At 50.6% G+C, this 15,719-nt stretch carries 13 protein-coding genes and 3 pseudogenes; 4 read left to right on the top strand and 12 right to left on the bottom strand.

What is annotated here, in order from left to right; genetic code table 11:
* Positions 1-68 precede the first annotated feature (68 nt).
* From gltP to ACUU1M_RS04425, 8 genes and pseudogenes are all read right to left on the bottom strand, one after another.
* A complete protein-coding gene (gene gltP / locus ACUU1M_RS04460; RefSeq protein ID WP_000789587.1) occupies positions 69-1,382 on the bottom strand; it encodes a glutamate/aspartate:proton symporter GltP in 1,314 nt (437 codons plus the stop codon).
* A gap of 341 nt (positions 1,383-1,723) precedes the next feature.
* Entirely contained in the window at positions 1,724-2,320 is a 597-nt protein-coding gene (gene nrfG / locus ACUU1M_RS04455; protein ID WP_000812982.1) for a heme lyase NrfEFG subunit NrfG, read from the bottom strand.
* On the bottom strand, positions 2,317-2,700 hold the full coding sequence (nrfF, locus tag ACUU1M_RS04450) for a heme lyase NrfEFG subunit NrfF (RefSeq protein WP_001032549.1): 384 nt from the start codon (positions 2,698-2,700) through the stop codon (positions 2,317-2,319). Before nrfF ends, nrfG begins: the two co-directional genes overlap by 4 nt.
* Positions 2,693-4,411, bottom strand: coding sequence for a heme lyase CcmF/NrfE family subunit (locus ACUU1M_RS04445; RefSeq protein ID WP_071818682.1), 1,719 nt, complete (start codon positions 4,409-4,411; stop codon positions 2,693-2,695). The genes nrfF and ACUU1M_RS04445 overlap by 8 nt, the downstream gene beginning before the upstream one ends.
* Positions 4,412-4,430: 19 nt before the next feature.
* Entirely contained in the window at positions 4,431-5,387 is a 957-nt protein-coding gene (gene nrfD / locus ACUU1M_RS04440; protein WP_000195180.1) for a cytochrome c nitrite reductase subunit NrfD, read from the bottom strand.
* A pseudogene (gene nrfC / locus ACUU1M_RS04435) lies at positions 5,384-6,054 on the bottom strand (cytochrome c nitrite reductase Fe-S protein). Before nrfC ends, nrfD begins: the two are co-directional and overlap by 4 nt.
* Positions 6,051-6,617, bottom strand: a complete 567-nt coding sequence (gene nrfB / locus ACUU1M_RS04430; RefSeq protein ID WP_005071416.1) for a cytochrome c nitrite reductase pentaheme subunit — start codon at positions 6,615-6,617, stop codon at positions 6,051-6,053. The pseudogene nrfC and the gene nrfB overlap by 4 nt, the downstream one beginning before the upstream one ends.
* 44 nt (positions 6,618-6,661) lie before the next feature.
* Positions 6,662-6,760: pseudogene (locus ACUU1M_RS04425) on the bottom strand (hypothetical protein); the annotation flags it as partial.
* Between ACUU1M_RS04425 and actP the strand changes: the two are divergent.
* Together actP and ACUU1M_RS04415 are read left to right on the top strand one after the other, a co-directional pair.
* Positions 6,750-7,055 (top strand): annotated as a pseudogene (actP, locus tag ACUU1M_RS04420) (cation acetate symporter); the annotation flags it as partial. The pseudogenes ACUU1M_RS04425 and actP sit on opposite strands and share 11 nt — an antisense overlap.
* A gap of 177 nt (positions 7,056-7,232) precedes the next feature.
* Positions 7,233-8,525 (top strand): pentapeptide repeat-containing protein, encoded by a 1,293-nt coding sequence (locus tag ACUU1M_RS04415; RefSeq protein ID WP_152028880.1) that lies wholly within the window; start codon positions 7,233-7,235, stop codon positions 8,523-8,525.
* 153 nt (positions 8,526-8,678) lie between these two features.
* Here ACUU1M_RS04415 and ACUU1M_RS04410 read toward each other — a convergent pair whose 3' ends face one another.
* The 3 genes from ACUU1M_RS04410 to soxR form a co-directional block, all read right to left on the bottom strand.
* Positions 8,679-10,328, bottom strand: a complete 1,650-nt coding sequence (locus ACUU1M_RS04410; RefSeq protein WP_000402208.1) for a Na+/H+ antiporter — start codon at positions 10,326-10,328, stop codon at positions 8,679-8,681.
* Positions 10,329-10,478: 150 nt separating this feature from the next.
* Entirely contained in the window at positions 10,479-11,828 is a 1,350-nt protein-coding gene (gene ghxP / locus ACUU1M_RS04405) for a guanine/hypoxanthine transporter GhxP (RefSeq protein WP_000106882.1), read from the bottom strand.
* Positions 11,829-12,533: 705 nt separating this feature from the next.
* Positions 12,534-12,998 carry a redox-sensitive transcriptional activator SoxR gene (gene soxR, locus ACUU1M_RS04400; RefSeq protein ID WP_000412428.1) on the bottom strand — a complete coding sequence of 155 codons (465 nt, stop codon included), beginning with the start codon at positions 12,996-12,998 and terminating at the stop codon, positions 12,534-12,536.
* Positions 12,999-13,083: 85 nt separating this feature from the next.
* Between soxR and soxS the strand changes: the two genes are divergently transcribed.
* Positions 13,084-13,407: a superoxide response transcriptional regulator SoxS gene (gene soxS / locus ACUU1M_RS04395; RefSeq protein WP_000019363.1), complete on the top strand. Its 324-nt coding sequence runs from the start codon at positions 13,084-13,086 to the stop codon at positions 13,405-13,407.
* A gap of 2 nt (positions 13,408-13,409) precedes the next feature.
* On the opposite strand, the gene pdeC is transcribed toward soxS, so the two are convergent.
* Entirely contained in the window at positions 13,410-14,996 is a 1,587-nt protein-coding gene (gene pdeC / locus ACUU1M_RS04390; protein WP_000019522.1) for a c-di-GMP phosphodiesterase PdeC, read from the bottom strand.
* A gap of 428 nt (positions 14,997-15,424) precedes the next feature.
* Between pdeC and ACUU1M_RS04385 the strand changes: the two genes are divergently transcribed.
* Positions 15,425-15,706 (top strand): YjcB family protein, encoded by a 282-nt coding sequence (locus tag ACUU1M_RS04385; protein WP_005072266.1) that lies wholly within the window; start codon positions 15,425-15,427, stop codon positions 15,704-15,706.
* The last annotated feature ends 13 nt before the right edge of the window (positions 15,707-15,719 follow it).

Below are 15,719 nucleotides of genomic sequence, written 5' to 3'. Positions count from 1 at the left end.
GATAAGACGCGGCAAGCGTCGCATCAGGCATCCACACATTGCCGGGGGATATCCCCGGCAATCTTCAATTATTGATCCGCAGTTTTATCAAATTTGCCCAGCACTTCACGCTCATAAGCCAGCGCCTTTTTGCGGTCAAATTTGTGTTCCCACTTGGCAATCACCAGCACCGCCAGCGCATTACCCACCACGTTCAGCGCAGTACGCGCCATGTCGAGGATACGGTCAACACCAGCAATAAACGCCAGACCTTCCAGCGGAATACCTACGCTACCCAGCGTTGCCAGCAACACCACAAACGACACGCCAGCCACGCCAGCAATCCCTTTCGAGGTCACCATCAGCGTCAGCACCAGAATGATTTCCTGCCAGATGGACAGGTCAATGCCATACAGCTGAGCGATGAAAATAGCGGCAATACTTTGATACAGCGTCGAACCATCAAGGTTAAAAGAGTAACCGGTCGGCACCACGAAGCTGGTGATCGACGCCGGTGCTCCGTAGGCTTCCATCTTCTCAATAATTCGCGGCAGTACGCTTTCAGAGCTGGCAGTGGAGTACGCCAGAATCAGCTCATCTTTCAGAATACGAATCAGGATCCAGACGCTTAACCCGCACAGACGTGCCACAATTCCCAGCACTACCAGCGCGAAGAACAGAATGGCGAAATGCACCAGCAGCACCAGTTTCGCCAGTGGCCACAGAGACGAGAAACCAAAGTTAGCCACCGTCACCGCAATCAGCGCAAACACACCCACCGGTGCATAACGCATCACCATGTGAGTCACTTTAAACATGGTTTCAGAGATGGAGCGGAACACGGTCACCAGCGGTTCACGATGCGTCGCGGGCAGGGAAGAAAGCCCCAGACCAAACAGCACCGAGAAAAAGATGATCGGCAGCATTTCGCCTTTCGCCATCGACGCCACAATGTTCGTCGGCACCAGCGACAAAATCGTGCCCATAATGCCGTGGGAACTGCTTTGTACCGCTTCCGTAGTGCTCTGATATTTCGAGATATCGACGGTCGCCAGCTGCGACATATCCACCCCGGCACCGGGCTGGAAGACGTTCGCCAGAGTGATCCCCAAAATGATGGCGACGGTGGTGATCACCTCGAAGTAAATAATAGTTTTCGCGCCAATACGCCCGAGCTGTTTGGCATCACCAACACCCGCGATACCCACCACCAGCGTGGAGATCACAATCGGCACAACAATCATTTTGATCAGATGGATGAAGATATCACCCGCCGGAGAGAGCAAATTGACGACCAGCCAGTCGCGGCTGTCGCTATGGTAGTGCAGGTAGCTTCCCAGGAGAATGCCCAGCACCATAGCAAACAGAATCTGCCAGGCCAGGCTGAATTTTATATTTTTCATCAGAATAACTTCCTCAATGGAGCGCCGTTCCCCGTTCAGAAACGCGAGAACGTGACATACTGCCAGGGCATGAATTGTGTTGCGTTGGTTTGTAGATTTTTTTAACGCTTATGATCAGTATCATTTGCGCGGTATGTTGCGCAACCCTTTAACAACAGAGCTTTTCGCTGCATTAATGCATAATAACGCGAGTTTATGGCAGGATTAATGAATAACCATTTGTTATGGAAAGATTTTTATTTGTTTAATCTGCAATAATACTGATTGGTGATTATTTTTGGTATATGTTCATTCGATTATTTTTTATGCAGCTCAATGACATAATCTTCATCACCAGATGATTAATCCGATCTCCGCTGCAACAGTTTTGCCATATTAATCGACTCGACCAGCTGTGTCCGGTTGATCCGGGGTGAGTTGAGATCCATCACTTTTTGCCATAGTTCGATGGCTTGCGCGTAATTCGCCTGCATAAACGCATCGGAAGCCAGCAGCATCAGAGCGGTGATTTCGTTAGAGTCCAGCGCGAGGGCTTTGTCGATCATTGCGCGAGTCTGGGCGGTCATATGCTGGCTGGCCTGGTAATAAAGCACCGTCGCCAGCGCCGCATACAGTTCAGCGTTCTCACCACGTAGTTGCAACGCCTGACGATACGCCAGCAGCGAATTGCTGTAATCGTTTTGCCACAGATAGTACTCGCCCAGTAACGCCCATTGTTCGCTGTTTTGTGGATTAGCGCGGATTTTATCCTGCAATGCCTGAAGCTGCGCTTCCGGGGTTTGCTGGCTGGCAAACTGATGTAGCGGATCGCGCTGACGCTGATACTCCGCACGTACCGCCTGCCATTTTGGGCTTAACAGATAACTGCCGACACAGAGGAATACCATCAATATCGTGAGTGTTGTCAGCATTTTCACCGGTATTTGAGGCTGTTTCATCGCTTAGCCCTCACTCGCCAGAGGATCAGTGCCATCAGCAATAACAACACCACTGGCAGCGCCCACAACACCAGCGTCTGACCCGTTAACGGTGGGTTATAGCGAACAAAATCTCCGTAGCGTTCGGTCATCCAGCCAATGATTTCGACTTCGTTCTTCCCCTCCGACACCATGCTATAAACCTGATGGCGCATACTGACCGCCACCGGCGCATTGGATTCGAGTAAGTTTTGATTCTGGCACTGCGGACAACGTAACTGGCTGGCAATATTTAACGCCTGTTGCTGTTGTTGCGGATTGGCGAATTGCCAGGTGTCTACAACCTGAGCGCGCGCAAAACAGGTAAATAACAGCAGTAGCGTGAGAAGCCCTTTATTCATCGCGCTTCTTCCCCCGCCATCCGCTTAACAATGCGCCCGCAATCATCAACAATCCTCCCCCCCAGATCCAGCGCACACCGCTTTGTACATACAAACGAAAAGCGTAACGATCCGCTCTGGTTTTTTCACCCATGACCGCATACCAGTCATGGATGCCGTTCCAGCGAATTGACGGTTCCATCATTTGCTGACGGCGTGCTTCATAAAAACGCCGCTCCGGCGTTAATTCACCAATGCGTTGCTGATGGTCAAACAGCGCCACTATCGCTTTTTCGCTGGTGTAATTGCCTCTGGCTTGCAGATCGAGTCGCTCAAAACGGAAGGTGTATCCTGCCAGCGTCACCTGCTGACCCGGCTGTAAATTCAGGCTGATCTCCTGACGACTGACACTGGAAACCACGATCCCCGCGGCAAATAACAGCACGCCAGCATGAGCTACCAGCGCCGGAAGCTGCACACGTTTGCCAGAGACAAACGTCGCCAGCACAATCACCACCAGCATCAACAGACCAAACGGTAACGTCGCGCGGTTAAAATACGGCGCGCCAACGGAGAGGCGTCCCCAGCCCAGCAGGCCGTAAATCATCGGATAAAGCGTTCCCACCAGCACGATCAGTAGCACTGCGCAAAACAGCAACAGCGTAGCGAGGATTAACATTTCCCGCGATAACCCCGAAAAACGCACAGCCGGGCCACCGTCCCGCGCTCGCCAGCCATACAGAGCCAAAGACGCAAGGCTAATCAGTGCAAACAGGCTGAACAACGGCACGGCGCGGACGTTATCCAGTGCGAACGCATGAACCGAAACCAGAATGCCAGAACGGACAATTAAGGTGCCCAGCAGCGACAGCATCAGAGTAACTATCGCCAGCAACAGCGACCAGTGGCGGAAAATCCCCCGCTGGCGTGTCAGGGACAAACTGTGCAGCAGCGCAGTGGCAGAAAGCCAGGGTAATAAAGAGGCGTTTTCCACCGGATCCCAGAACCACCAGCCGCCCCAGCCGAGTTCGCAGTAGGCCCACCAGGAACCGAGGATGATCCCCGCCGTTAATGCACTCCAGCCAGGTAACGCCCAGCGCCAGCAAATTCGGGCGCTGGCCGCATCAAACTCGCCGCGCAGTAGACTCGCCAGCGCCACGCTCGCCGCTACCATCAAACCGCCATAGCCAAGGTAAAGCAGCGGTGGATGAAAGATAAGACCGGGATGTTGCAGCATCGGATTGAGATCGCGGCCTTCGATTGCTGGTGGAAATATCCGCACGAAGGGATCGGACCACAGCACCACAAACAGTAGCAGTGCGGCGAGCATGAGAGATAAAACGGCTAGCGTCAGCGGAAATAGCGGATCGCTTTGCTGCCGATAATGCCAGGCAAACAGCGCGCTCCAGGCGGAAAGCAGCAGCACCCAAAGCAGCAGCGAACCTTCATGACCGCCCCACACCGCCGCCAGTTTGAGTTCCCACGACAGCAGGCTGTAGCTATGTTGGGCGACATAAATGACCGAGAAATCGCTGATGAGAAAACAATACGTCAGTACGCCAAAGGCGAGCAGCAGGAGCGCGAACTGCGCCAGAATGCCGATGCAAGTGAGTCGCATCATGGCAGGCCAGCGCAACCGCACTCCCGCAAAGGCCGTCAACGGGGTCAACACGTTGACCCCGAGACTTAACAACAACGCCAGAAAACCGACTTCAGGAAGGAATACGTCCAGAAACCACCTCTTTTCTGGCTTACGCCACCGTCAACTGTCCGGCGTAGAGAATGAAAAAGCGCAGCATCAACACGCCGACCAGACTGGCCCCACACGCCGCCAGCACGGCAGGAATGCCGGAACTGCGATTGACCCACGGTTTGAGCAACATTGGCACAATCAGCCCCAGCCCGGCGACACCAAGCCAGAACCACCACGTCCAGAAACCGCCACCTAATGCCGCCACCAGCGCACGAACTTTACCGTCATCGCCCAGCGCCAGACTGACAAAAAACGCCACCAGCAGGAAGATTTCACCCCATACCACGGGGATTTCCATCCGGTGAACAAAGTGCGCTTCCGTGGAATGCGGGTTACTGCGTTGGCGTATCGCCATGGCGATCAGCGCCACCGCCGCACCGGACGAGATGCCGGAGAAGAGGAGCAGCACCGGCAGGCTCGGGTTATTGAGGAACGGATACGATTTCAGCGCCGACAGCAGAAAGCCGGTATAAGCCCCCAGCAGCACCGCCAACACCAGCATCAGCGTTTCCAGTCCGCGATGAACGGGCGTCAGCAGGCTCAGAACCTTTTGCACGATCCCCAGCTTCGGCAACCAGCGTTGTTGCAGGGCAAGCAAATCATGTTCAAAGATTTTCGCCAGCCACAGCACCAGCACCACCATGTAGAGCTGAAACAGCATCACCCCCATCGACATCACCGAGGTAAAACTGTAGTGGAACATCAGCTTCCAGAAGGTCCACGGTCTTGTCAGGTGGAAGACGAGGATCAACAGACCGAGGATCACCGCGCCCGGCCCGACAATCAGCGTGGTGCGCAGCAACGTACTGTCTGCACCGCCCGCCTGCGGGTAGAAGCGACGTAACAGCACGGCCAGCGTCACCAGACCGGCAGAAATACCAATCAAAAACAGGTAGATGGCAATCGGCCAGTCCCACACCAGCGATTCAAAATGAAATGCGGAAGTCTGCGTCATTGGCTCACCTCCCCGTATTTAAACGGTACGCGGTACAGCTTCGGTTTGGTTCCCAGCGCCAGCTTGTAGCGGTAAGTAGGCTTCTGGCGCAGCAGTTGCGAAATCTCACTGTTAGGATCGTCCAGATTGCCAAACGTCAGCGCCTTCGTCGGGCAAGCTTCAACGCACGCGGAAGCTTACCGGCCTGCAAATTGGTCTTACGACAGAAATCGCATTTGTCCGCCGTCTTCGTGACCGGATGGATAAAGCGCACGCGGTACGGACAGGCGGCGATGCAGTACTGACAACCGACGCAGAGATCAGGATTAACATCGACAATCCCGCTAGCGGCATCACGAAAAGACGCACCGGTCGGGCAGACGTCAACGCACGGCGCATGATCGCAGTGCTGGCAAGACTTACGGAAGAAGCGATATTTCACATCAGGAAATTCGCCCTGCGGCTCGCTACGAATAATCGTCAGGCGCGAGACGCCTTCCGGCACCTTGTTCACTTCCCGACAAGCATCCATACAGGCGGTACAGCCGATGCATAACGACTCGTCATGCACCATGCCGTAACGCACCCCATTGATATTCAACGTTTTCGCCACCACGCGCCCTGCGGTGCCGCTGACGGCTGCCAGCACGCCGACGCCGGTGAGAAACTGGCGACGAGACCAGGTCATGGCTGCTCCTTAAGCAACGGAACAGACGCCGGGTTAAAGTTCGGATTGGTGCGCTGATCGCTGTGGCAATCGACGCAAATCTTAATCCGTCCTTTGTCACTTAACGTCTGCATCGTATCTTGCTGTGGATGCAGGGAATGGCAGCTGGCGCACGCCACTTTGGTTACGTGGACATCGTGCGGCCAGAACGCTTTTTGCAACTGTTCCGGCAGATGACAGGACATACAGACGCTGTTCTGCTCTCCGACCTTGTACATCGGCTCGTTAAAGCGCATCACATCTTTCACCCCTTCGCGGTGTTGCGGTGATGGCTGGCCGTGACAGTTGGTGCAGGTGACCGGCAATTTGTTATTCGGGTTGATAACGGAAGCATGTTTGCCATGCATACCTTCGGTATCTGGTTTATGACAGTCCAGACAGGCGGCATCCGGGTTACGCTGCTGGGTAACTTCGTAGCGATCACCAGATGCCTGCACCGCAGGGGTAGCGGTAATTCCGTTCAGGCTCCACAACAGGCCCGACGCCAGCACCCCAGCAGTTAATAACGAACGTAATACGCTCATATTCACTCCATTGTGTTTTCCGCCCCTTGCGAGGCGGAACGGGGTTATTGGCTTAACAGACCGTTTTTACGTGCCTGCTCTTCCCACTGCGGGATCACCGTTTTGATGAAGTCCTGCTTCTCGGCCTTGATTTGTTCCATGTACTGGTCGAAACTGACTACCCGTGGCGCGATGCTGGGCGGCTGGCTGGGGCTGATTACCGCAGTGGTGCTGATGATCCTCGGCCCGACTATTTGGGTACAGATCCTCGGTCACGAAAAAGCCATCTTCCCGTATGAATACCCGGCGCTGTTCTCTATCAGCGTGGCATTCCTCGGCATCTGGTTCTTCTCGGCAACCGATAACTCAGCGGAAGGGGCGCGCGAGCGTGAACTGTTCCGCGCGCAGTTTATCCGCTCCCAGACCGGCTTTGGCGTTGAGCAAGGCCGCGCACATTAATCTCTCCCCTTCCCCGGTCGCCTGACCGGGGAATACTCTTCCTCTCCAACATGCATCACCTTTTCCCATAATATTAAACAAATAAACTCATTAAAAAATGAGCGATTTTTGACAGTCGTAGAAAATGATAATGCAGAGAATATGCCTTTTCTTTCTTGTTAATTATAAGGATATTTTATGCGCTATAATGGTTTAAATAATATGTTTTTCCCTCTTTGCCAGATTAACGATAACCACTCTATCACAAGTTCATCACATACAAAGAAAACAAAATCAGATAATTACAGCAAACATCATAAAAACACGTTAATTGACAATAAAGCCCTCTCTCTTTTCAAAATAGATGATCATGAAAAAGTGATAGGCTTGATTCAGAAAATGAAAAGAATTTATGATAGTTTACCATCAGGAAAAATCACGAAAGAAACGGACAGGAAAATACATAAATATTTTATAGATATAGCGTTATATGCAAATAATAAATGTGACGATAGAATTACGAGAAGAGTTTACCTTAGTAAAGAAAAGGATGTATCCATTAAGGTGGTATATTTTATAAATAATGTCGCCGTCCATAATAATACTATCGAAATTCCACAGATAGTAAATGGTGGTTACGATTTTTCACACCTTAGCCTGAAGGGTATCGTGATTAAAGATGAAGATTTATCCAATTCGAATTTTGCAGGTTGCAGACTACAAAACGCTATTTTCCAGGACTGTAATATGTATAAAACGAATTTTTATTACGCCATAATGGAAAAAATACTTTTTGATAATTGTATTCTCGATGACTCAAATTTCGCTCAGATAAAAATGGCCGACGGAACTCTAAATGCATGCTCCGCTATGCATGTTCAATTCTACAATGCAGCAATGAATAGAGCCAATATTAAAAATACCTTCCTTGACTATTCAAATTTTTATATGGCGTACATGGCTGAGGTAAATCTTTATAAAGTAATAGCGCCATATGTTAATTTATTTAAAGCCGACCTTAGTTTCTCTAAACTCGATTTAATTAACTTTGAACATGCTGATCTGTCTCGCGTCAATCTGAACAAAGCAATCCTCCAGAATATAAACTTAATTGATAGCAAACTCTTTTGTACGTGGCTGACAAATACATTCCTCGAAATGGTTATATGTACCGGCTCTAATATGGCTAATGTTAATTTTAATAATGCCAATTTAAACAACTGCCATTTCAACTGTTCTATTTTAACAAAAGCCTGTATGTTTAATACCCGTCTCTATCGGGTTAATTTCGATGAGGCTAGCGTCCAGGGAATGGGCATTTCCATTCTCCGTGGGGAGGAAAATATCTCCATTGATAGTGATACCCTGGTAACACTACAGAAATTCTTTGAAGAAGATTGTACCTCTCATACTGGCATGTCACAAACTGAGGATAATATTAATGCAGTCGCTATGAAGATTACTGCAGATATTATGCAACACGCAGATTGAGGTTAAGTCGAAGAACAGCCAATGAATTGACTTTACAAGAGAGATAACTTATTTGTTTTAGAATCATGAATGTTCGCCCGAGCTAACCTGTTAAAGGTGCAAAAGATTGCACCTTTTTCAGATTACCTCGGGCCTGGTTACGTCGCTTTCGGCTTACTGATTTTCCTCAATTAGCAACGCTTCAAGCAAATCGAGATCGTGCAGTAATTTTTGCAGCGTTTCGTTGCTGATCTCCCGCGTGGCGCGCAGGTGGTACAGTTCAGCACGTTCAGAACGCAATGCCACCAGACGGAAGCGACGCTCAAGGTTCTCTTCCTGCACGGAACTTTCAACGTCGTTACGTCCATCGGCGCGACGACGCAGGTTACCAATGACGCGAGAACTGACCTCCGTAAGCAACTGGTTATCGATATTCTCTTCGGTATCCGCCGCCAGACGCTCCTCCATTTTCTGGATCGCCACAATCGCCACTTCTGCCGTTGCCGCTCGCGCAATACGTTCTTCTTTCAATTGTTGTGAATGGTCCGCGACTTCAATGTGTTGTAGCAGAATAGGCAACATCACCACGCCGACAAACAGCGAGAAGAGAATGACGCCAGCCGCCAGGAACACCAGCTCATAGCGCGCCGGGAAGACGTTACCATCCGGCAAGAGCAGCGGGATTGAGAGCACACCGGCCAGAGTGATCGCCCCACGCACCCCAGCGAAAGACGCGATCAGGATTTCTCGTGTGGTCCACGAACCAAACTCCATCGGCTTCTTCTTCAGGAAGCGGTTGCTGAACTTTTTCATCGTCCACAGCCAGCCGAAACGGACCAGCATCAGCGCCGCATATATCAGAATAATATCGGTAAACAGCATCCAGATTTCGACGTTAGGGTCGATTTCTGCCGCCATCAGCGACGTCTCCAGAATACCCGGCAGTTGCAGACCTAACAGCAGGAACACCATGCCGTTAAAGACAAATTCCAGCATCGCCCAGGTGCTGTTTGCGCGCAGGCGCATTGCCAGTGGCGCACGGCGCATCACACCGGAGCGGGTGATGGTCATCCCGGCGGCAACCGCAGCGAGGATGCCCGAAACGCCAATATGTTCGGCAATCAGATAAGAAGCGAATGGCAGCAAGAACAGCAGAACGATCTGCGTCGCGGGTTCATCACCGCCCCAGCGGCTGAGGAATCGCAGCGAGCGACCATACAGCCAGCTCACCACAAAACCGGCAAGAATACCGCCAATGGCTACTTTCATAAATTCGACCGTCGCACCGCCGACAGTGAAGATCATCGTCCCCATCGCCACTGCCACGGCAAACTTCAACGACACCAGGCCGGAAGCGTCATTCATCAACGCTTCGCCCTGCAAAATGCCCATGATTTTTTTCGGGATGCGCCCTTCGCCAACAATCCCGGAGAGCGCCACAGCATCGGTCGGAGAAAGTACCGCCGCCAGCGCAAAGGCGGGGATCAGCGGAATGCCCGGCACCACCCAGTAAATAAGGAAGCCAATGCCGACCACGGTGACCACCACCAGCGCCAGCGCGAGGCCGAAAATCTCTCGACCATGTTCGAGAAATTCACGGGTCGGCGTTTTCCAGCCATCAGCGAACAGCAACGGCGGGATAAACAAGACTAAAAAGAGTTCAGGATCAAACTCCACATGCAAACCAAACGTCGGCCACGCCAGTAGCGCACCGATGGCGATTTGCATAAGCGGAAGCGGGATCTGAAAGGGCATGACACGAGTGACCACCCCGGACAGCGAGACCACGAGGGTCATTATCAGTATGGTGAAGAAGATTTCCATGCGTTCCCTGTTTGCGATGTTTTTTATGATCTGAGAAAGACGTTATGCCTGAATTCTCATTTTTTCAGAATATCGCAAAAGCTCACACAATGTGCAGAGAAAATAAAAACGGGCAGCCATTGCCACCCGTTTTCAGAATCCGATGAAAGATTAGATAGCCCAGCCACCCGCATAGAAGGTCACCAGCGCCACGGCGATAACGACCGTACCGATGTTCAACTTGCGCCATTCACCGGAAACCAGACGACCAATCACCAGAGTCGCGAAGCCGATCATGATGCCTGTTACGATGTTACAGGTCAGCACGATGAATACCGCCGTAACCAGACCCGCCATCGCATCAACAAAATCAGCAAAGTCGATTTTCGCCACGTTGCTCAGCATCAGCAGGCCAACGTACATCAGCGCCGGAGCCGTTGCATACCCCGGAACGAGGTAAGAAAGCGGAGAGAGGAACAGAATCAGCAGGAACAGCACGCCAACGGTGATAGCCGTCAACCCGGTTTTACCGCCCGCCGCCGTACCCGCCGCAGACTCGATGTATACCGCTGCCGGAGCTGCACCCACCAGGCCAGAGAAAACGCTGCTCATGGAGTCAGTGGTCAGTGCTTTCCCGCCGTCGATGATCTGCCCATCTTTATCCAGCAGGTTCGCCTGGCCGGCGACAGCGCGGATAGTTCCGGTGGCATCAAATACTGCCGTCATCACCAGCGCCAGAACGCTTGGCAGGACTACAGGATTCAGCGCGCCCATAATGTCCAGGCTGCCAATCAGTGAATTGCCGTTTTCATCGCTCAATGAAGGCATGGCGAAAACGCCGGAGAAATGGACGTTAGGATCGAAGATCAAACCGACAATTGAGATACCGATAATGGTCAGCAGAATGCCACCAGGGACTTTCAGTTTTTCCAAGCCGATGATCACCGCCAGACCTACCAGTGACATAATCACCGGGAAGGTCGCGAAATCACCCAGCGCAACGGGCAGACCATCAAGCGGGTTTTTAATCACCAGACCGACACCATTAGCGGCAATGAGCAGCAGGAACAGACCGATACCGATCCCCGTGCCGTGCGCCACACCGTGCGGCAAGTTGCGCAAAATCCAGCTACGGATACCCGTGGCAGAAATTACCGTAAACAGCACACCCATCAGGAACACGGCACCCAGAGCGACAGGTACGCTAATATGTTGCCCCAGCACCAGGCTGAATGCGGTAAACGCCGTCAGGGAGATGGCGCAACCAATCGCCAACGGCAGATTAGCCCACAGACCCATCACGATAGAACCGAGTCCGGCAACCAGACAGGTTGCAACGAAAACTGCCGCAGGCGGGAAGCCTGCTTTACCCAACATACCTGGAACGACGATGACCGAGTAGACCATCGCCAGAAACGTTGTTAACCCGGCAACCACTTCCTGACGGACAGTGCTTCCACGTTGTGAAATTTTAAACCAGGCGTCGAGTGAACCGCCGGTACGCGCTGATGGCGTAGACATAAGAAAACATCCCCTGAGAGTTTAATTTTCGTCAAGATGCGTGGCGGACAATCCCCTGCCAGCGAAACGTTATCTTCCTGCTCCAGGTTTGCGGCAATTTGGTGCGTCGCAAAAAAGCAAACGTTTAGCTCCGCGCATACAAAACGGGTGGTAAAAAAAAGCAAACGATTATCTGGCGATCATAGCGGCTTTTTCAACCGAAGTTTGCTGCTTTTTTCTCTTTTATTGTCTTGACGATGAAAAACCAGGCAATTGATGCGCAAACGTTCTCGTCGATGTGCAAGATTGCAGCGTTATCGAGCCGTATACCGTTCTGGATTGCGATAAAAAATCGTCTGAGATGACAAAAATATTGCGGCTAAAAAGTATACTTTTACACTGGCGAAGAAACGTCGGTGACATACAATTAAAGCATCAACACCAACCGGAACCTCCACCACGTGCTCGAATGAGGTGTGTTGACGTCGGGGGAAACCCTCCTGTGTTCCAGCGGGATAGAGAGAAAGACAAAGACCGGAAAACAAACTAAAGCGCCCTTGTGGCGCTTTAGTTTTGTGTTTGCGGATAATTCCAAAAGAGCTCGATCAGTCCCCTCGCCCCTTCGGGGAGAGGGTTAGGGTGAGGGGAACAGGCAGCACCAGTGCAAATATTTACCCTCACCCCGGCCCCATAGTTAACGATGAGTCAGCTTGTCCTTGTGGCGCTTTAGTTTTGTTCATCTTCCAGCAAGCGTGCGCCGGTACCTTCTTCTCCTAAGCGGTCGCCCGGGTTACGCAACGGGCAATCACTGCGCGAAAGGCAGCCACAACCAATACATCCGTCCAGTTCGTCACGCAGCGCCACTAAGGTATGAATGCGCCGATCCAACTCTTCTCGCCATTGGGACGAAAGCTGTTTCCACTCTTTCGCACTTAACGTATGCCCTTCTGGCAACACGCCAAACGCTTCACCAATGGTCGCCAGCGGAATGCCAATACGCTGAGCGATTTTGATAATTGCGACATATCGCAACACATCACGTTTATATCGCCGCTGATTGCCGCTGTTACGGATACTAGTAATCAACCCTTTGCTTTCATAGAAATGCAGCGCCGATACCGCCACACCGCTGCGTTTCGCCACTTCGCCAGGGGTTAGCAGCGCTTTAATGCGGGGTAATTTCTTTTCCATAAATCGCTTTACCTCAAGTTAACTTGAGGAATTATACTCCCCAACAGATGAATTAACGAACTGAACACTGAAAAGAGGCAGATTTATGTCCCATCAGAAAATTATTCAGGATCTTATCGCATGGATTGACGTGCATATTGACCAGCCGCTTAACATTGATGTCGTCGCAAAAAAATCAGGCTATTCAAAGTGGTACTTGCAACGGATGTTCCGCACGGTGACGCATCAGACGCTTGGCGATTACATTCGCCAACGCCGCCTGTTACTGGCCGCCGTTGAGTTGCGCACCACCGAGCGTCCGATTTTTGATATCGCAATGGACCTGGGTTATGTCTCGCAGCAGACCTTCTCCCGCGTTTTCCGTCGGCAGTTTGATCGCACTCCCAGCGATTATCGCCACCGCCTGTAGTTTTATTGCCCGCGCGTTAACTCCCGCGCGGGTAATTGCTCCATCCATTGCATAAACACCTGCGGCGGCATCGCCTTCGCAAAAAACCATCCCTGGCAATAGCGCACGCCGCGTTTGCGCAGCCAGTTAACCTGCTCCTCAGTTTCGACGCCTTCAGCGATCGTTTTTAACCCCAGGCTGTGCGCCAGCTCGATGATGTGTTCCGCAATCAAATGACTGGTTTTGTGGGTGGTCAGCGTTTCAACAAACGATTTATCGATTTTCAAAATATCGACATTCAATGATTTAAGGTTATGCAAGTTAGAGTAGCCAATACCAAAATCATCAATTGCCACTTCGTAACCAGCCTGGCGGAAAGCCAGAATAATCGGCGTCATTTTTTCGACATCAAGAAATGCATGCTCAGTCACTTCAAATTTAATTTGCTGCGGACGCACCGCGTATTGCTCTGTTTTCTGATTGATTCGCGCTATCAACCGTGACGTATGAAAATCGGAGGCCGACAGGTTAATAGAAACATAGCGATCGGCATGTGTTGCCAGGTACGCGCCCAGATCGCGGAAGACATTATCAATAACATAATCAGTTATCTGTTCTATCATCCCCTCCTTTTCTGCCAGCGGAATAAACTCTGCCGGATTCATTATTTGCCCCTGCTCACCAGGCCAACGTAACAACGCTTCAGCGCCGATACATTTTTCTGTTTTGATATCGATTATTGGCTGGTAATAAAGACAAAGTTGATGTTTTTCGAGGGCGCGTTGCAATTTACGTTTGGGAGATAAATAGTTTTGTCGAATACGTAGCCAGAGTAATAGCAGAACAAGACTCCCCAAAATACCGGCGGGCAACGCAAAAATAAGATGATTATAAAAATGGGTTATAAGACGTTGATATGAAGTCGCAACAATGGCTGCAATTGGGCGTTTTGTCGAATAAATTGTCGCATATAAATAGCCATTTCTTTGTACGGTTAAATCCTTCAAATGAATCAGCGGAGAAAACGTTGCTGCCGAGGCCTCTTTGCTTAACGAGAAAAAGGTTTTCGTCACCGTATCATACACACCCCATTGCAATGTCGGGTCATCAGACATCACTTCACTCCAGAAGAGAGGGTTGATAACCGCCACATAATTTCCCCGCTGCATATAGGTCATTTTATAGCCAGAGAAAAAAGGCGTATCGCGGTAATAATAGATAGAAACGTTAGGTTCACGCTTATAATCGGCCGGTGCAATCGTATAGCCGTTTACAGGCGCTATCAGCGATGAGCATAAAAAATGGTTATCACGGGCATAGATCAATTCATTAATATAAAGATAGCCACGAATAATATTCAACATTCGCTTTTGATGGGCTGGAGTGCAAACTTGCCCCTGATAGCGTTCAGCTGCATCGCTCACTAAATCTGCCTGGCGAATGACCAGCTCGGATTTATCCAGTGCCAGTTGAGCAAAGGTTCGGAGCTGATTATTCACTTCTGATTTTGCCCAAAGGAAGGCAATCCATAGCGAAAGAATGATGGGAAAGAGAACTAAAAAGATAATGCCCGGCAACGCCAGTAATTGGTGTCGTGCACGATGACTCATTGCTATCAATTTCCTGCCTGTTTATACCCGGCCATTGCAAGGTGAAACCCTGGCTACCGACGTCTTTAGATAAATCTTACGGTATAAATAGCACTTTTGCCTGATTTGAAATTGATACCTTTTTAATCGTCACCTGGATGAAAATAATTCATTGATATTCAAAATTAATTTTCTACAGGAATACAGAGGCGGCGGGAAGATATGCCCTTAATGCCACTGAAAAACCACATAATCTGTACAGCAATAAAAGTCACGGCCTAATATGGCTAACAAACAATCAATTGTGATATAGTTCACAAAATTAATGAAACAAACAGAGTGTTTCATTTTTGTGTTCTGCAAGCCCCGCGATAGCCAGAGTGTACCACGCCTCCCGTGAACAACGCCGCGCTGTCCAGGGCATCGGCTCTTTTCAGAGGAATTGTTTGATGGCTACCCTCACCACTGGCGTGGTTCTTCTTCGCTGGCAACTTCTTAGTGCCGTAATGATGTTTCTGGCCAGCACACTCAACATCCGTTTTCGTCGGTCTGATTATGTCGGGTTTGCAGTGATCAGCAGCGGTCTGGGCGTTGTTTCCGCCTGTTGGTTCGCAATGGGGTTGCTTGGCATCACAATGGCGGACATCACCGCTATCTGGCACAACATCGAGTCGGTGATGATAGAAGAGATGAATCAGACACCTCCACAATGGCCAATGATTTTGACCTGATACGTAGAAGCCT

The organism is Shigella sp. SIG6 (assembly GCF_053555815.1).
Note: the sequence above shows the minus strand (reverse complement) of the source record. Positions and strands in the feature narration are given on the sequence as shown.